We start from the raw sequence: 18267 nt of genomic DNA on the forward strand, positions 1-18267 counted from the left end.
ATAATAGAAGACATGATAAAAATTGTTTGTTGACGCTTGTTTGTTTAGTTTTCAAAGAGCAATTTTTGTTGTCGTTGTTAGCGACTTTATTAATATATCACGATCGATTGTAACTGTCAACAACTTTCTTCATCTTTTATGTTGTTAACCTGTCACACTCAATCCCTTAACAATCACAACATGTCATTCGCTGCGACTGCTTTAATATAATAACACCCTCAATCTAGAGAGTCAATCAAAATCAGTGGATATTTTTAAGAAAAATAAAACAGGCTCCTGAACTCAGGAGCCTGCCTTCTTTAGTCCTTTGTAATTTCAATGATGCCTTCTTCTGCTAAGTCAACGTTTCCTTGTTTCTTGAGTGTAACACTCTCACCATCAGCAAGATTAGTAAACACAATCGGAGTAATAGTAGAAGTTGCATTCTTTTCAATAAATTCTAAGTCGACCTTTAATAATGGCTGACCCTTTTCAACCTTATCATTTTCACTAACTAAGGTTTCAAAACCTTCACCTTTAAGATTAACCGTATCAATACCAACATGAATTAATATCTCACGGCCTGTATCAGAAAGGATCCCTAGTGCGTGCTTTGTCGGAAACAGGTTCACTATTTTCCCGTCAACTGGAGAAACCACAACCCCTTCAGATGGAACAATCGCAAAACCATCGCCCATCATTTTCCCTGAGAATACTGCATCAGGAACTTCGGTGATCGGTTTAATTTCCCCTTTAATAGGTGAAGTAAAGGAAGTTTTAGCATCATCATGATGATGTTCAGTCTGTAATGCTTCTGGATTTACTTCTTCAATTTGTTGCTCAACCTCTAATTCTTGTTTTGTTTCCACTGGACGAGGTCTCTTTCCTTTTATAATATCTTGCATTTGGCCCTTAATTGTTTCAGAACGAGGTCCAAAGATTGCCTGAATATTATTCCCAACTTCTAGTACACCAGCAGCACCCAATTTTTTCAGTCGGTCTTTATCCACTTGTTTAATATCATTTACAGATACACGAAGACGAGTGATACAAGCATCAAGGTGTGAAATGTTTGATTGACCACCCATTGCCTCAAGAACATTGTATGGAAGATCTCCAGCTTGTCCTTTTGTACCTTCTTCTTCCTCTTCAACATCCTCACGACCTGGTGTCATTAGGTTGAATTTGCGAATAGCAAATCGGAAACCAAAATAATAAATAACCGCAAATACAAGCCCGACCGGAATAACCAACCAAGCATTTGTCTGAGGATTAATTAAACCAAATAGAACATAGTCAATTAAACCACCAGAGAAAGTCATACCGATTTTTACATTTAATATGTGCATAGTCATGAAAGAGAGACCAGCAAAGATTGCATGAACCCCGAATAAAACAGGAGCAACAAACAAGAATGAGAACTCAAGTGGTTCGGTAATCCCTGTTAAGAAAGAAGTTAGTGCAGCGGATACCATTAAACCACCGACAACTACCTTGCGTTCAGGACGTGCTTCATGGTAAATAGCAAGTGCAGCGGCTGGAAGACCAAACATCATGAATGGGAATTTACCTGTCATGAATGTACCAGCTGTTAGTTCCTGTACATTATCAGTAATCTGCGCCATGAAAATCCGCTGATCCCCACGTACGACATCTCCAGCAAGTGTTGTATACTGACCAAACTCATACCAGAATGGAGAATAGAAAATGTGATGCAGACCAAATGGAATTAACGAACGCTCGATTACCCCAAAGATAAATGCGGATAAAGTTAAATTCGCATGAACCATGTTTTGTGAAAAGGCATTTAATCCATTTTGAATTGGCGGCCATACGATTAACATCGCTAGACCTAATAGAATTGCCATTGCCGCTGTAATAATAGGAACAAAACGTTTACCAGCAAAGAATCCTAAATAGGAAGGCAATTCAATTTCGAAGAACTTGTTATACATCGCCGCAGCTAAAATACCCACGATAATACCGCCAAATACCCCTGTTTGAAGGGTAGGGATACCTAGGATATTTGCATAATTAAGTCCATTTACGTCCTCTGGGGTAAGACCTAAGACCGCACCCATTGTCACGTTCATAATAAGGTAACCGATAATTGCAGCTAGGCCGGCTACTCCTTCTCCACCAGCAAGACCTACTGCGACACCGACAGCAAATAATAAGGGTAAATTACCAAAGACAATGTCCCCTGCTCTTTGCATAACGGTCGCAACCATATCAACGCCACTATTATCTAAAAATGGAGCTAATTCTATTAAAGCTGGGTTTCTAAGCGCAGCTCCAAGTGCTAGTAATATCCCTGCTGCAGGTAGAAGTGCAACCGGTAGCATTAGCGCTTTACCGACTTTTTGCAGGACGCCAAAAGCATTTTTAAACATATATATCCTCCTAGTATATTTTTAACTCATTAAGCTTTAACCAAAAAGAACAAATAAAAAAGGCATGAGCAAGAAAACAATTAAAGGAAGTTATGGGTAATGTACCCTAGCGCTGGGTAGTCTATTCCCCTAGCAACTTCTCTTAACTATCTTCTTTACTCATGCCTGATCGAATCAGTAACACGTAAAAAAGTTATGATGGCTATTTGACTTTTTTCTGGAGCCGTTGTAAATGCATCGTAAGATAAACAGCTTCCGCGTCGAAAACAGGTGTTTTCAACGTTTGTTGCATGACTTTAATGAGTTTCCATGAGAGATTATAGCATAATGGGTATTCCTGTTTCAACAGAGAAACAATTTTTTCTGGTTCTTCTACTTTTTCTCCGCTCTTTACACGTTCTATCGCAAATCGCAGATGGCGAACAAGCCTCATATAATCGATTCCTTCTTTATCAATCGTTGTTTCAAGTTGTTCCTCAATCATATTGACCAATCTTGTGACAAGCTGGGAATGCTGGTTGACTTCCGAAAGTTGTTTATTTGAAATCGCACTGTGAATATGTAGCGCAATAAACCCCGCTTCACCCTCTGGTAAATGCACCTGCATGTTCTCTCTAAATAACTCTAGCACCTCTATTGCAATACTATATTCCAGTGGATATAAAGTCTTTGTCTCAACTAAGAACGGATTGCGAATTTCCATCCCTTGCGATAATCGGGTGATAGTAAATAATAAGTGGTCCGTTAAGGCTACGTGTATGTGCTCACTCAAACCTTCATCGGTTCTTCTTTTAATTAAGTCGATTGCTGAAATGATCGCTTGTTGAAGATTATCCTCTAAGTAAGGAATCAATTTAATATAGTTTTTCTGCTCTTTCTTATCCTTTAGTACAAAGAGTTTCTCCGCATTTTCAGACGCAATCTTCTCACTTGGCTTGCGATTAAAGCCAATTCCTTTTCCAATTAAAACAACTTCCCCGTACTCAAGGTCTGAAGCAATAAGGACATTATTGTTCAACACTTTATTTATTACTAAATTAGACATGATCCATCCCTCTTTTATACAACCTGGGCATAATGAATTATAGTATAGAAGCCCTATACAGAAGTCAATTGGAAAACTGAACCGCTTCCAAATGGAGGGCATGTTATCTTAATGTTAGTTCCGGTGCCAAACAATAAAGACTATTGCACTTTACCATAGCCAATTAAAAAAGGACCCAGCTTTTATGAGCTGAGTCCTTGACCTTACGTCAAGAAGATAAAATACAGTAAAAAGATAATAAATAGAAGATACATAATTGGGTGAATCTCTTTTGCCCGACCTTTAATGATCATTGTAATCGGGTAGAAGATGAATCCCGCTGCTATTCCGGTTGCAATACTATAGGAAAGCGGCATAATAATGATTGTTAAAAAGGCAGGAACGGCAATTTCAAATCGAGTCCAATCAATTTTACCTAATGAAGAAACCATTAGCACACCGACAATAATTAAAGCTGGAGCTGTAACAGGTGATGTGATGACAGATAATACCGGGAAGAAAAACATAGCTAACAAGAAGAATCCCGCTGTTACAATGGACGCAAACCCTGTTCTAGCACCGGCAGCCACACCTGACGAAGATTCAACATAGGACGTTACAGTGGATGTTCCAAGGATTGAACCTACAATCGTTGCTGTTGAATCAGCTGCCAAAGCTTTCCCAGCTCTAGGTAGTTTATTGTCTTTCATCATTCCTGCCTGGTTAGCCACTCCTACAAGTGTACCAGCTGTATCAAAGAAATCGACAAACATGAAAGTCAGGATTGTTGCTAACATTGTAGTTGTATAGAAAGACGGATCACCGAAGGCTGAGAAAAGCGCGCCAAACGTCGGCTCTATGCTAGGTACTGGACCAACAACACTTTCAGGAGTTTGAATCAAATTGAAAATCATACCTACAATAACGGTAATCACTATTCCGAAAAATACCGCTCCATTAATTCCACAGGTCATCATTATAACGGTTACTATGAGACCAAAGATAGCCAACAATGTGTTAGGACTTGATAAATCTCCTAGCGCCACAAAGGTTGCCGGATCACTAACAATTAACTCGGAATTTTTAAGACCTATAAATGTAATAAATAGTCCAATCCCCGCACTTACTGCATACTTTAACTCTCCAGGAATCGCGTTAATAATTTTTTCACGCAAGCCTGAAAAAGTTAATACTAGGAAGAAAATCCCCGAAACAAATACAGCCGCTAAACCATGTTGCCAAGGAGCGCCACTTCCTAAAACAATTGTATAAGCGAAGAAAGCATTTAAACCCATCCCTGGCGCGAGCGCAATTGGGTACTTCGCCCATATCCCCATAATAAGTGAACCTAAAGCCGCAGATAAAGCTGTAGCGACAAATACTGCTCCTGCATCCATCCGAACTGCATCCGGTAGGTCCGGGACATCTGCTAATGTTAAAATCAATGGGTTAACCACCAAAATATACGCCATCGCTAGGAAAGTCGTCATCCCACCGATGAATTCACGACGATAATTCGTACCTAATTCTTCAAACTGAAAGTACTTTTTCATTTTATTTCCCCCTGATTTCATCATCTAATCGTCTTTTATTTCTGCAATAAACCCAAAAAGAAAACGCTCCGATAAACCGGAGCGTTGACTAATAGATGTGAAACAGGGAATGAAAAAAGAGAATACAGTCCCCACTCACAATCTGCGTAGTCAAGCTCTTTACGGTAGCTCGGTAGAAACTTATGGGCCATATCCCCAAGATTATACGACGATATTGTGGTTATTTATTATGTTGTCTTAATTTTAACAGGTCTTTTCTCCTAGGTCAATAAAAAAGACGAACATTTTAACACGTTCGCCAGTAATTGTTCGTATAATTTTATCCTTTTCCTACTCCCACTCAATCGTTGCTGGTGGTTTGCTAGTGATATCATAAACAACACGATTAATATGTTGGACTTCATTCACAATCCTCGTAGAAATCACTTCAAGCACGTCCCAAGGAATTCTCGCCCAGTCAGAGGTCATTCCATCAATGGACGTAACCGCACGAATGCCAATGGTATAGTCATAGGTTCTAGCATCGCCCATAACCCCAACGCTACGGATATCAGGCAAGACAGTAAAGTACTGCCAGATATCCCGATCCAGTCCGGCTTTGATAATCTCTTCCCTTAAAATAGCATCCGATTCTCGAACGATTTCTAACTTTTCTTCACTGATTGCCCCTAGAACACGAATACCAAGACCTGGACCAGGGAACGGTTGACGCCAAACAATTTCATCTGGAATTCCTAGTTCCGTACCAAGCGCCCTTACTTCGTCCTTAAACAGAGTGTTTAACGGCTCAATTAACTTAAATTGCATATCTTCTGGAAGGCCACCGACATTATGGTGAGATTTAATTGTTTGCGCCGTTGCAGTACCACTTTCAATAATATCGGTATATAATGTCCCTTGCGCTAGGAAGTCTATCCCTTCAAGCTTTGTAGCTTCATCATCAAAAACATAGATAAACTCGTTCCCTATGATTTTCCGCTTTTTCTCTGGATCAGATACTCCCTCTAACTTGCTGAGGAATCGGTCCTTTGCATCGACTTTAATGACATTCATATTGAAGCCTTCAGAAAAAGTTTTCATTACTCCTTCTGCTTCGCCCTTACGAAGTAAACCATGATCAACGAATATACAGGTTAGCTGATCACCGATCGCTTTATGGATCAGAACAGCGACAACAGAAGAATCCACGCCACCACTTAAAGCACAAAGCACTTTTTTGTCGCCAACTTCTTGACGAATTTTCGCAATTTCAACTTCAATAAAGTTTTCCATCGACCAGTTACCGGTACATTCACACACTTTAAAGACAAAGTTTTTTAGTAAATCCGTTCCGTAAACAGAATGGCGAACTTCAGGATGGAATTGAACAGCATATAATCCGCGGCTCACATCACTCATCGCCGAGATTGGGCAGGAAGGATTTACCCCATCAACCTGGAATCCAGGAGGCGCTTCTGTCACTAAATCTCCATGGCTCATCCAAACAGTCTGTTCCTTTGGGGTTTCACTAAAAAGCGGACTCTCATTTTGCAGGGTTAATAGAGCCTTCCCATATTCTCGATTTTTCGCCGGCTCTACTTTGCCACCAAAGTGCATAGTCATTAATTGCATTCCGTAGCAAATCCCTAGAATCGGAAGACCTAGCTCGAAGATCTCTTCGTCACAGCGAAACGACCCATCATCATAGACACTATTCGGACCACCTGAAAAGATGATCCCTTTTGGATTCATTTTTTTTATTTCCTCTGCCGTTATCGTGTGCGGATGAAGTTCACTGTAGACGCCGAACTCCCTGATTCTCCTTGTAATTAGCTGATTGTATTGACTACCAAAGTCCAATACAACAATCTTTTCTTGGTCCTGAACATCCATATTCTCTGCCACACTGGTCACCCCAATTAATAAAATTGTATTTAGATCTTAATCTAATATCACCTTTAAACAAAGACTTCTTTCGTAAAGATTGTTAAAATCCTATAGACGATTTTAACCTGTGTAAAGCTAATTTGTCGTTAAAAGTTATTTTGCAAGCTCTTTTCTCATAATTGTTGGCTGTTTACAATATATAATAGCCCCAAACACTTATAATAGCTTGAGAAAAGTGCTAATAAAAAAACTAGAATTCTCCCGTATCATCACGATAAAGGCAGAATTCTAGTTAGGTTGTTCCGAATATTCTCTGCCTTCATAGTCAAATCATTTACGGTGATTTGGTAGAAACTTTCGATCCCTATTATCGATGTTATACGAAGGTGTATACTATTAAATTACTAGAACATTGTATCAATATACTAATTTTCTGGTCAAGTAGCAGTTTTTTTCATTAACGCTTCCCATTCTTTCTTTGAATCTATCCAAACTCCTTCTTTTAACAGATCTCGATATAGATATTGTTCATATCGATCCGTAAGAATCCGCATTTCATTACTAACAAAGAAAGAATCAACATATTTTGCGTACTCTCTTAATGTCGACCCTTGCTTTCGTTTGAGGCCAAAACGGTCGAGTTGAGCCAACAATGTTAGATAGGCATCTGGGAAGTACTGATCTTTCTTTCTTAATCGATAGATTAGAATATAGTAGATTGGGAGCCATCTTTTACGTTTCCGATAACCAAAGAAGGCGAGTCCTGCTATCAACATCACTATTCCAGTGAGCAGCTTCCAATTCTCGAGAAAGTCCTTCTGTCTATCCTCAAGCCACGAATTAAACGATCTATTAGAAGAGCCGAGCTCCTCATCCATATTTTCCATTTCTCGTTCTGCTGGAGTCGGTGCTGAAGCGGGTTGGGCCTCCGGTCTTTCTGGTGTCGTTTCGGTGCTATTATCCGTTTCGAACACAATATTATTTGAAAATCCTCGAGTTGGCTCAAACGGAACCCAACCTACTTCAGGAAAGAAGACCTCTACCCAAGAGTGCGCATTATTATTTGTGACTTCATAGATTCGTCTTCCTGAATCAAGCCTTTCAATAAGTTCGCCACCTGTGTATCCTTTGACCCAACGAGTCGGAATATCCAGCGTTCTTAGCATAACGGCCATTGAAGTTGAAAAATTATCACAATACCCTCTTTTTGTTTCAAATAAAAATTGTGCGACGTAATCATCACCCTCTTCGGGAACCGCTACATTCACCTGGTCATAAACATATGAATTCACTTGAAAGTATTGCTCAATGGCCCTTGCTTTATCAAAGGAAGTTTCCTCTTCCTCAGTAATCTCTAAGGCCAACTCGCTTATACTAGGAGGTAAATCATCCGGAAGTTGGGTATACCATTCCTTTACAGAATCATAATTAGACTCAGCTTGAGAAGTGCTCTTTTTTAGATCCTCTACTTGATAAGAGGGATCTCGAAAATATACGGTGTAGGATTCGATTGGCTCTGGGGCGATATCCTGTATGGTCGTGATTTTTTCAGTTATCGGATTCATTCTAAACGAATAATGCTCGTCTGTTTCAATTTCCTTTAGTCCTTGAGGATATTGAATATGTGGATAACGAATCACATTAAAGACGGTACTCGTTCGTTCTTCAGAAGGGACGCTGTCATAGACGGACAAAATCGGAACATCCTCGGGACTAATATCAAAGGACTGTTCATCCCCAGTAGAGCTTACCCAACCTTTCCCGGTATAGACATCCTTCGTCTCGACCTTCCAGTAATGGCTTTCGTCAACTTCGGCATTAAATACAATCGAATCATCGCCAGTAAACGGTCCACCCAAATTGCTATCATCCGTACCATACCCTGCGCTTTTCTCCCCTGAATTACCTACACCACTTTTAGGATTGTAAGATTTTATCCCCGCAACCGGGTCAGGCCAAATGGGATCAGCCTTTGGTGCTAGATAACCAATTAGAACACTTAAAGCGACCATCGATACTAAAGAAATCATCCATTTTCTTTTAAAAATCGTATGATTTGCAACCGCCTTTGTATCTATTAAGCGGCTCGCCGTTAGTAGTCCCATAACAGCGAAGCCAACACTGATGGTCCTAACAATTGCCACATTTGCCTCATAAGTAGTAAAAGTATCTAATACGGTAATGAAAACCAGTGTGATAAAGAAAAAGACAAATATGCGTTTCCTTTTAACCAACCAATACTGGATTAAGTAAGCCATCATCCAAAGGAGAATAAAAAATAATAATGTCCTAAAGGAGTTGGACAGGTCCATAAACTGGCCATTCCACACCAAACTGAAGTTACCTTTTAACCCCTGAAGAAAGAATATAATTGAGGACAACGAAAAGATTCCATCATAGTAGATGGCTAGAATCATATACAATATATAAATTCCCTTTATAAATTGGCTTACTAAAAACGGCACTTTTAAAAAGGAGAGCACTAGAGCCAATAAGATAAACCCTAGGAAGACTCCCATTTGCCCCGTATCTGTAAGCTGTTGAACAGGTCTTAACCATTCCCAAAGTAACAGAAAGCTAAAAGCATATACTAGAAAAGTGGTGAAATCTGTTTTTTCTCTCCTCACACTCAACCTCCCATCACCTCCGAGAATGTTTCGGCAAAGTGGCCTTCATGTACAATCTTTACTAGGATTCCTCTTGAACGAGCTGTTGTAATGAAATTTCGTTCTATTTTAGAAATAGGCTCTAGCTCTCTTTTAACGAGAAATATAATATAGCTACCATTTCTCCTAAAGTTCGTACTCACCTTATCAAGAAGCTCTTCTGTAAACTTAGCGGTAACAATCATCAACGAGTGATGTTGATTACCTAGAAACACCTCTTGTTCTAGCAGCTGTCCGAAAGATTCATTGCTCTGACTTTGAACTTTCGCCAAATGGTAAAAAATCTGCTGTTGCTGCACATCTCCTCCTCGGGTCGGGATCATAACCCGCTCTGCACCTAGTGTGAGGAGGCCAACTTGTGCTCCCTGTCTTAAGACGGCTCTTGTAATCGAGGCTGTAAAGCTAACGACCGCTTCAAAACCAGGGTCTAGTATGGAGTCCATTATAATCAAAACATCGTGTGACTTCCGTTGTTGCTCAAATTCTTTCGTCATAAATTCGTTACGCTTTGCTGTCGCCTTCCAGTTTATCCATGAAAAGCGATCGCCGGGCTGATACTCTCTAATGCCGACGGACATGGAGGTATCACGATGAACCCGTTCGTTCGCAGCTGTTGCTCCTTCATCAAACTGCTGAAGCAACGACCGATAATTCATCTCTTCGTAGGAAGGATAGACGAGAATCTTATCCTCGAGTGCTATAAAACGTTCCTTCTCAATCAAACCAAAAAAATCACCCGTTTTGATTCGCACTCCCTCAAAGTGATGCTCCCCTCGAGGAAGATTTTCAATGTTATAGTGAATGTGGAACTCTCGCTTAAAGCCTAGAAAATAAACTTCCTTCGCCAAACCGATTTTCCCTATACCTGAAAAAGCCCCAAAAGCTGCTTCTTCTACAATGACATATAACAGGGGAAAGGAATGTTTTCTCTTAATGGTAAGCACCACTTTAATCTTTTCACCGGTATTAAATTCTCTATGAGCTAGCATTCTTTCCACTTTAAAATCCTTTACGGGATATAGGGCGAGACATAGAGCATAAAGCGCAAACGGTAGAAAGCTATAAAATAAAAACCAACTGACAAAACCACCTTGGAACATGGCGTAAGAAAAAGTTAGCATAATCAAAAACAAGAGAAGGACTAGTTTCCAAGTCTCTTTTATCCTTTGAAAATACTTCCTCATTATTTCGCGAGCCTTTGTACCGGAACCGGCACCTTCTTTAATACATCGCTCACAACTCTATCCGTATTCGTTCCATCAAACCGCGCCTCCGATTTTAGAATAATACGGTGAGAGAACACAAATGGGGTTAAATATTGAATATCATCCGGTAGGATATAATCTCTGCTACGCATATATGCCAACGCCTGAGAGGCCTTCATTAGTGCAATTGAACCACGCGGGCTGACACCGAGATAGACACTTGGATGAGTGCGAGTTTCTTTGGAAAGCTCAACAATATATCTTCTAACCGATTCATCTACATGGACGTTTTTAATCTCCTCTTGAATCTGACGAAGCTCATCTAGACTAATAACGGATTGCAACTCCTCAATAGGCAGAACCTTTTGTGCCCTGCGCAAGACTTCCATTTCATCCTTTAAATTAGGATAGCCCATTCTCATTTTTAAAAGAAAGCGATCAAGTTGTGCCTCCGGAAGCGGGTAGGTTCCCTCATACTCGATTGGATTTTGAGTGGCCATAACGAAAAACGGTCTTTCTAGCTTATGGGTCACACCGTCTACGGTCAACGAACTCTCTTCCATCCCCTCCAAAAGAGCAGACTGAGTTTTTGGAGAAGTCCGATTGATTTCATCTGCTAGAATAATATTCCCCATAATTGGTCCAGGACGGAACTGGAATTCCATTTCCTTTGGGTTGTATATCGAAACACCCGTCACATCAGAGGGCAGCAAATCAGGAGTAAACTGGATGCGACGAAACTCGGCACTAACTGATTTAGCTAGCGCCCGAACCATCAAAGTCTTCCCTACACCAGGCACATCCTCAAGCAGGACATGTCCGCCCGCAAGAAGCGCGACCAAACTTAATTCAGCCACCTCTCGCTTACCTGTCATGACCTTTTCTATATTCTCTATTATCTTCTCTATCGCAGGGTTTGTTTGATTAACCACTCAATTCCCTCCCCTTATTTTATATAGTAAAACTATTAATCCATTCATACTCCACCTATCCATGTTCCTTTTATTATACGATATTTTCGCTATATTCTGTAAAATTTCACACTAAACTAGAATAATAATTTTTCTGGATATAAATAAAGAAACTCCTCTAAAAGGGGAGTTTCTTTGGTCTTGTAAAGACTATAATAGAACACTAATTTTGATTATCAATATTAGAAGAAACACCTTGTTCTTCATAATAAATCCAAAGCTTAGAACCAGTTAATCGGTTCCGGCTTAAGGTTATGGAATATATGCTTAGTCTCGGTATATTCTTCTATCCCTAGTTTCCCTAGTTCGCGTCCAATCCCAGACTGTTTAAATCCACCCCATGGTGCATGTGGGAAGTAAAGGTTGAAGTCATTAATCCAAACCGTACCCATGCGCATCTTTGCTACACAGCGCTCAGCTTTTACAATATCGTTTGTCCAAACCCCACCGGCAAGTCCGTAGATTGAGTCATTCGCAAGCTTTACTGCTTCCTCTTCTGTACGGAATTTCTCAACTGTGATAATAGGGCCAAATGCTTCATCTTGAACAATACTCATTTCTGTTGTGCAGTCTGTGAAAATAGTAGGTAGGTAGAAAAACCCATTTTGCAGTTCCGGATCTTCTGGACGCTTACCACCGACTGCTAATGTCGCCCCTTCTTTAATGCCTGCTTCTACATACTTTTCGACTTTCGCAAGGTGCTCAGCTGAAATAAGCGGGCCCATTTGTGTGTCTTCGTCAAATCCGCTTCCTAGTTTGAATTTTTTCACTCGCTCAACAAGTGCGTGAACGAACTCATCGTGGATGCTTTCTTCTACAATTAGTCTTGTCCCTGCTGAACAAATTTGTCCTGCATGGAAGAATACCCCGTTTAATGCTTGGTCAACAGCTGTCTCAAAATCAGCATCTGCAAAGATGATGTTCGGATTTTTCCCACCAAGTTCAAGTGCAAGCTTCTTTACATTGCTGCTAGCCGCTTGCATAATTTTCTTCCCAGTAACAAGTCCACCTGTAAAGGAAATAAGATCGACATCAACGTTACTAGCTAACTCTGCACCAACTGTATGACCCGCTCCAAGGACTAGGTTTGCAACGCCAGCAGGCACCCCTGCCTCTGCCATTAGTTCGAATACTTTTATCGTAGTAAGTGGTGTGATTTCACTCGGCTTCATCACTAGTGTGTTACCTGTAGCTAAGGCTGGAGCCAATTTCCACGATGCTTGTAGCAATGGGTAATTCCATGGGGTAATTTGACCGCACACTCCTACCGGTTCGCGAACGACCTTACTGATTGAGTTCGCTACTGGAGAATCAATCAATTCCCCGCCATCTTTATCTGCAAGCTCTGCATAATAACGAAATACGCCAGCAATATCATCCATGTCTCCACGGCTTTCTTCTACTGTTTTACCAGTATCTAAAGATTCTAATCTAGCAAGTTCTTCTTTATCTCTTTCGATTAATTCAGCAATTTTCCTAACAATCATCCCTCGCTGGGTAGCTGGAGTAGAAGACCATTCTCCGTTATCAAATGCTGCTCTTGCAGCAGCAATGGCCGCTTTTGTATCTGATTCATCACTCTCTGGTACGGTCGCAATAATCTCCTGATTGAAGGGATTAATAATCTCACGCGTATTACCTGAAATTGCTCCTACCCATTTGCCATTAATGTATTGTTGTTGGTTTAGACCCAAATCTATCAACTCCAGTTTTTATGTAAATTAAGTTTGTTAAAAATTTATTTAACTTTTTAAAAATAGTAACATGTCTTTATTAGGCTGTCAAAAATAAAGGTAAAGCACAAAATTTTAGAAGGATTAAAATCAGCTAGAATGCCTGAGCCTACTGTGTTAATGGACATTTGCATTTAGTTAAAACCAAGTTTTCCATTTGACATTTAATCTGAACACGGTATCATAAAGTTTGTGAAGAAGATTTAATAAATATTTAACGCGCTTTACTTTAGATGAAGGAGCGACTTTATGAGTGATTCTACTGAAAGATCGAGAACTAAAATAGAAGAAGCCAAGGATAAAGTCATTGGCGCCATCGCCGAGACAATGGACTTATATGGTGTAACACCAGCTGCTGCAAATTTATATGCGACAATGTACTTTAAAGATCAGATGACTCTTGATGAAATGCGTACTGAGCTCGGAATGAGTAAACCTAGTATGAGTACTAGTGTCCGTAAGCTTCAAGAAATCGAAATGGTGAAAAAAACATTTACACGCGGTTCTAGAAAACATACCTATGTAGCTGAGAAAAATTTCTTTCGCTCCTTTATGGTATTTTATTGCCAGATGTGGGAACGCGAAATAAAGATGAATATGGAAGCAGTTGAGGAAGCACAAGAAGATTTTATCAATGTCATTAAAGATTCCACTAGTACACCAGAGATAGTTGCAGAAGCAAAACAATATTACGATCAACTAGAAGAATCTAAAAAATACTATCATTGGTTGGAAGACTTGGTAGCAAGCATTAAGAGTGGGAAAATATTCGAATTTCTACCTAAAGATCAACAAGATTAATTGAAAGTGATTTAATTAGATAGTCTATAGAGGATGGCTATAGACTATCTACTATTGAATATAGTACTTACCTCTTCTAGATAAGGGTTAGGTTCGTTTAATGTTCTTGTTAAAAATATTCTTAACGTACTTAATATTTCTTAATGTTATGGGTATTTTTAATTTAATTACATAATAAACAAAGGGGAGTTTTTCTACATGAACAAATGGAAAAAAGAACTTAGTATACTATTCGTAATGCTAATGGTTGCTGTATTAACAGCATGCGGAAGCAGTAATGCGGAAACAAACGGGGAACAATCAGGGGGAAGTGACCAAGAAATAACTATTGGTCAAATTAACTGGGCTGAAAACATTGCAGTCACAAATATGTGGAAAGCGCTTTTAGAGGATAAAGGTTATAAAGTGAGTTTAAGCAATTTGAACATGGGAGCTACGATGAAAGCTTTAGAAAGTGGCAGCCTGGATGCTAGTTTAGAAATATGGTTACCAGTTCAAGATGCTGTTTACTTGGAGAAATTTAATGAGACTGTTAATTTCTCAGAGGCTACTTGGTTTGATCAGGCAAAAGTAGGACTGGTTGTCCCAACCTATCTAGAAGATATTAATAGTGTCGAAGACTTAAATGAACATAAAGAACTGTTTAATGGAGAAATTATCGGTTTTGATCCTGGCGCAGGTACGATGGAAGTTACGGAACAATTAATTAAAGATTATAATCTTGAGTTTGAACTAGTATCGAGCTCTGAACCTGCGATGTTATCTGAGATTGGAAAAGCAGTAGAAAATGGTGCACCGATTGTGTCACCACTTTGGAGTCCTCACTCTGTATTCTCCAAATATGACTTGAAGTTCCTAGAAGATCCTCAGAACACATTTGGTGGTGTAGAGAAGATTCACCATGCTACAAGACTTGGATTCGAGGAAGATTACCCAGAAGTGAGTGAATGGTTGAAAAATTGGAAGATGGATGACCAACAAATTGGCCAGCTTATCGACTATGTAGAAAGTGCTGAAGACCCTCTTGAGGGCGCTAAGAAATGGATTGAAGAAAATCAAGACTTAGTTAATGAATGGGTAAAATAAAGACTTAGATGAATGATAAGGCAGAAGCTAGGCCCTCCTTTTTGGAGGGCCTAGCTTTTTTAAATTTGGATCTGTTATATGCGGTTATTAGCTGCCATTCAGGAACTTCTCGCACCCTGTTTATTCACGGGGGAGTCGGTCTTGATAAAACTCACTTAATGCACGTGATAGGGCAACTGCGGGTATGCGCCAGCTCCAACGCCTAGGCAGTATTTAACTGAAAGGTTTTAATAAAAGACAGTTTGTATTTATTAAGGTTGATCAAGAAAGACAGTCGACTCTGTCTCGTAAGGGGAAAATCTACAACACATCTATCTAGTGAAGATGGTTTCTTACTAGATTCCCCCTCCTTTTCATCTTAATCAGGCTTATGAAGATGATTTCTTGCTATTTCATCTTCATCAACCGCCGAGGAGGCTACTTTTATTAATTCCCCTTTGGTTTTATTCATTAATGGGTAGAAGGATTCTCAAAAGGTACATCTACTAGTGCGTTTATATATAAGAAACTTTAACTCAAAATATATGTTAAAACTCTTCTCGGAGGTTTTCTGAAGTTATTCCTAAACCAAAAAGAGAAGGTACTCTTTCATTAAATGTATGCTTTATACAGCCTATACATTTAAAAGAGTCCTTCTCAGAGAAACATATTTATTTGACTTATGCTTTTACTGTGGATTTTACTGTGCCTGCGTCAGCTGGATGTACCCCATGACGATAGAAATCGGCATGAATTGGCTCAAGCGGTTTCTGTCCAAGGATGATATCCGCTGCTTTTTCCGCCAACATCAACACTGGTGCATGAATATTGCCGTTCGTGACATATGGCATGGCAGACGCATCAACCACTCGAACATTCTCGAGCCCATGAACCTTCATGGTTAACGGATCTACGACAGCCATTGGGTCTGTTGCCGGCCCCATTTTTGCCGTACAACTAGGATGAAGTGCAGTTTCAGCATCTTTTGCTACCCAGTCTAAAATTTCCTCGTCTGTACGAACGGAAGGACCCGGTGAGAGTTCTCCAGAATTAAACGGTGCCATAGCTGGCTGAGACATGATTTCACGTGATATTTTTACCGCTTCAATCCACTCACGTCGGTCCTGTTCAGTAGAAAGATAGTTGTAAACCATGCTCGGATGCTCTTTAGGGTCTGTTGAACGAATCTTTAATGACCCGCGCGCATCAGAGTACATTGGTCCAACGTGCACCTGGAATCCGTGCTTGGTCTCCGCCTTTTTACCATCGTACCGTACAGCCAAAGGCAGGAAGTGGAACATCAAGTTTGGATAGGCAACGTCCTCGTTCGAACGAACAAAACCTCCACCTTCAAAATGGTTTGTTGCTGCTGGGCCTGTGCGTCCGAACATCCACTGCAAACCAATCCATGGCATTTTCACTTTGTTTAAGTTAGGCTGCTGAGAAACTGGTTGTGGACATGCGTATTGAATGTAGGCTTCGAGGTGATCCTGTAGGTTTTCTCCTACACCTGGAAGATCAACTATAGGTTTTATACCAAGAGAACGCAAGTGTTCAGCATCGCCTACACCTGACAGTTGTAGTAATTGCGGCGTATTGATCGCACCACCAGCGAGTATCACTTCCCCCGCAATAATCTGATGAGTTTTCCCATCACGCTGATAGGTCACACCGCTTGCTCGGGTACCATCGAAATCGATACTTGTAACAAACGCACGAGTCTTCACCGTTAGGTTTTCTCGCTCCATAGCTGGATGTAGATAGGCACGTGAAGGTCCAAACCGTTGGCCTTTATATACATGCTTATCGAACGGACCGAATCCCTCTTGTCGAAAACCGTTTACATCAGGAGTTCTTGAATAGCCAGCCTCGACAGCTGCGTCAAAGAAGGCTTGGAATAAAGGATTAGTAGCTGGTCCGCGTTCCAATTTAAGAGGACCATCATGACCACGAAGCTCATCATCTGGGTCCGAAGCTAAAGCATTTTCCATGCGCTTAAAATATGGAAGACAGTGTGCAAAGTCCCACGTATCCATACCAGCGTCTGCTCCCCAACGTTCATAGTCTAGCGGATTGCCTCGTTGGAAAATCATGCCGTTAATTGAGCCCGAACCTCCGAGCACCTTTCCCCGAGCATGCTTAATACGGCGGCCATTCATATATGGTTCTGGGTCAGATTGATATCTCCAGTCGTATAAAGCCTTCCCAGCCGGGAACGGCAATGCAGCCGGCATTTGAATCAAAAGGTCCCATGAAAAATCCTTACGTCCTGCTTCTAATACTAGAACACTACGTTTCCCATCTGCGCTTAGACGATCGCCGAGTACAGAACCCGCACTACCGCCACCTACGATAACAATGTCATATGTTTCTTTCATCTTTCCTACCTCCTATGATGTTGAAAAAAGAATTTTAGTGATTAAACCAATATGATAGGCTCTCAAATACTTTTCAGAAAATTGATGCCAGTTTAATAATTTGCTAGCTTTTTATATTTAAAGTCATTTAAACTAGTCGCTTTGGCCTGAGTCCTGTTAGGTATATGTACTTTTCTAATCGGAATTTCCTTAAATTCCAACATAATCCAGACTTTAAATCCACCCATAGCCTACGCTCAAAAGGGACGATGCTTTTTTCCGGAATGGGCCACAACTCATTTCCAGTGATAACCATCCCTCTTTTGTTAATTTCGTTAAATTTTTATTTAATAAAATTAACATTCTTAATATAACACAGTGGTTTTTTTTTGTAAACCGAAAACCCCATCTATACTCACTTATATATTTTTTATAACTCCTTACGGAATGATTTAGTTTTGAATTCATTGGTTAAATTTATACTTAACCAATTAAATCTTTTGAATTCAAAAAACATAATAAGCAGGATTGATTTTTAGGAAGAAGTAGATAGACATACACTAGAAAATGTAGAAGATAGGCAAAGCAGATTTATTAGAGGCTACAACACTAGGGAAGTTTAAAGGGTTCGGTTTTGTTTTGTGATAAGTAAAT

At 40.1% G+C, this 18267-nt stretch carries 12 protein-coding genes and 2 riboswitches; of the genes, 3 read left to right on the plus strand and 9 right to left on the minus strand.

The window, feature by feature from the left end; translation table 11 throughout:
- Window positions 1-299: 299 nt before the first annotated feature.
- The 8 genes from ptsG to betB form a co-directional block, all read right to left on the minus strand.
- Complete coding sequence (gene ptsG / locus BMX30_RS22060) at window positions 300-2372, minus strand: glucose-specific PTS transporter subunit IIBC (protein ID WP_090750378.1); 2073 nt, start codon at window positions 2370-2372, stop codon at window positions 300-302.
- A 202-nt stretch (window positions 2373-2574) separates the two neighbouring features.
- A complete protein-coding gene (glcT, locus tag BMX30_RS22065) occupies window positions 2575-3417 on the minus strand; it encodes a glucose PTS transporter transcription antiterminator GlcT (protein WP_090750380.1) in 843 nt (280 codons plus the stop codon).
- Window positions 3418-3620: 203 nt separating this feature from the next.
- Window positions 3621-4949, minus strand: coding sequence for an NCS2 family permease (locus tag BMX30_RS22070; RefSeq protein ID WP_090750381.1), 1329 nt, complete (start codon window positions 4947-4949; stop codon window positions 3621-3623).
- Between the two features lie 127 nt (window positions 4950-5076).
- Window positions 5077-5178, minus strand: a riboswitch (purine riboswitch).
- Window positions 5179-5279: 101 nt separating this feature from the next.
- Window positions 5280-6821: a glutamine-hydrolyzing GMP synthase gene (gene guaA, locus BMX30_RS22075; RefSeq protein ID WP_090750420.1), complete on the minus strand. Its 1542-nt coding sequence runs from the start codon at window positions 6819-6821 to the stop codon at window positions 5280-5282.
- 296 nt (window positions 6822-7117) lie between these two features.
- Window positions 7118-7219: riboswitch (purine riboswitch) on the minus strand.
- Between the two features lie 33 nt (window positions 7220-7252).
- The gene (locus BMX30_RS22080; RefSeq protein ID WP_244532695.1) at window positions 7253-9442 is read right to left on the minus strand and encodes a transglutaminaseTgpA domain-containing protein; all 2190 of its coding nucleotides are present in this window, start codon (window positions 9440-9442) and stop codon (window positions 7253-7255) included.
- Window positions 9443-9444: 2 nt separating this feature from the next.
- Window positions 9445-10470, minus strand: coding sequence for a DUF58 domain-containing protein (locus tag BMX30_RS22085; RefSeq protein ID WP_342028089.1), 1026 nt, complete (start codon window positions 10468-10470; stop codon window positions 9445-9447).
- Between the two features lie 194 nt (window positions 10471-10664).
- The gene (locus BMX30_RS22090) at window positions 10665-11618 is read right to left on the minus strand and encodes an AAA family ATPase (RefSeq protein ID WP_280140005.1); all 954 of its coding nucleotides are present in this window, start codon (window positions 11616-11618) and stop codon (window positions 10665-10667) included.
- A gap of 260 nt (window positions 11619-11878) precedes the next feature.
- On the minus strand, window positions 11879-13351 hold the full coding sequence (betB, locus tag BMX30_RS22095) for a betaine-aldehyde dehydrogenase (RefSeq protein WP_090750386.1): 1473 nt from the start codon (window positions 13349-13351) through the stop codon (window positions 11879-11881).
- A gap of 288 nt (window positions 13352-13639) precedes the next feature.
- Here betB and cudC point away from each other — a divergent pair, with 288 nt between their 5' ends.
- The 3 genes from cudC (at window position 13640) to BMX30_RS24335 (ending at window position 15483) form a co-directional block, all read left to right on the plus strand.
- The gene (gene cudC, locus BMX30_RS22100; RefSeq protein WP_090750388.1) at window positions 13640-14191 is read left to right on the plus strand and encodes a choline uptake/conversion transcriptional regulator CudC; all 552 of its coding nucleotides are present in this window, start codon (window positions 13640-13642) and stop codon (window positions 14189-14191) included.
- A 198-nt stretch (window positions 14192-14389) separates the two neighbouring features.
- Entirely contained in the window at window positions 14390-15277 is an 888-nt protein-coding gene (locus BMX30_RS22105; protein WP_090750390.1) for a glycine betaine ABC transporter substrate-binding protein, read from the plus strand.
- An 8-nt stretch (window positions 15278-15285) separates the two neighbouring features.
- Window positions 15286-15483 carry a DnaA ATPase domain-containing protein gene (locus tag BMX30_RS24335; RefSeq protein ID WP_139195433.1) on the plus strand — a complete coding sequence of 66 codons (198 nt, stop codon included), beginning with the start codon at window positions 15286-15288 and terminating at the stop codon, window positions 15481-15483.
- Between the two features lie 453 nt (window positions 15484-15936).
- On the opposite strand, the gene betA is transcribed toward BMX30_RS24335, so the two are convergent.
- A complete protein-coding gene (gene betA, locus BMX30_RS22110; protein ID WP_090750392.1) occupies window positions 15937-17634 on the minus strand; it encodes a choline dehydrogenase in 1698 nt (565 codons plus the stop codon).
- Window positions 17635-18267: the final 633 nt, after the last annotated feature.

The organism is Mesobacillus persicus, assembly GCF_900109925.1.
Classification (GTDB): domain Bacteria; phylum Bacillota; class Bacilli; order Bacillales; family Cytobacillaceae; genus Mesobacillus_B; species Mesobacillus_B persicus.

Bases quoted from the DNA above. Each gene is read 5' to 3' on its own strand.
- ptsG (WP_090750378.1), bottom strand. From the start codon at position 2,372: ATGTTTAAAAATGCTTTTGGCGTCCTGCAAAAAGTCGGTAAAGCGCTA.
- glcT (WP_090750380.1), bottom strand. From the start codon at position 3,417: ATGTCTAATTTAGTAATAAATAAAGTGTTGAACAATAATGTCCTTATT.
- BMX30_RS22070 (WP_090750381.1), bottom strand. From the start codon at position 4,949: ATGAAAAAGTACTTTCAGTTTGAAGAATTAGGTACGAATTATCGTCGT.
- guaA (WP_090750420.1), bottom strand. From the start codon at position 6,821: ATGGATGTTCAGGACCAAGAAAAGATTGTTGTATTGGACTTTGGTAGT.
- BMX30_RS22085 (WP_342028089.1), bottom strand. From the start codon at position 10,470: ATGCTAGCTCATAGAGAATTTAATACCGGTGAAAAGATTAAAGTGGTG.
- cudC (WP_090750388.1), top strand. From the start codon at position 13,640: ATGAGTGATTCTACTGAAAGATCGAGAACTAAAATAGAAGAAGCCAAG.
- BMX30_RS22105 (WP_090750390.1), top strand. From the start codon at position 14,390: ATGAACAAATGGAAAAAAGAACTTAGTATACTATTCGTAATGCTAATG.
- BMX30_RS24335 (WP_139195433.1), top strand. From the start codon at position 15,286: ATGAATGATAAGGCAGAAGCTAGGCCCTCCTTTTTGGAGGGCCTAGCT.
- betA (WP_090750392.1), bottom strand. From the start codon at position 17,634: ATGAAAGAAACATATGACATTGTTATCGTAGGTGGCGGTAGTGCGGGT.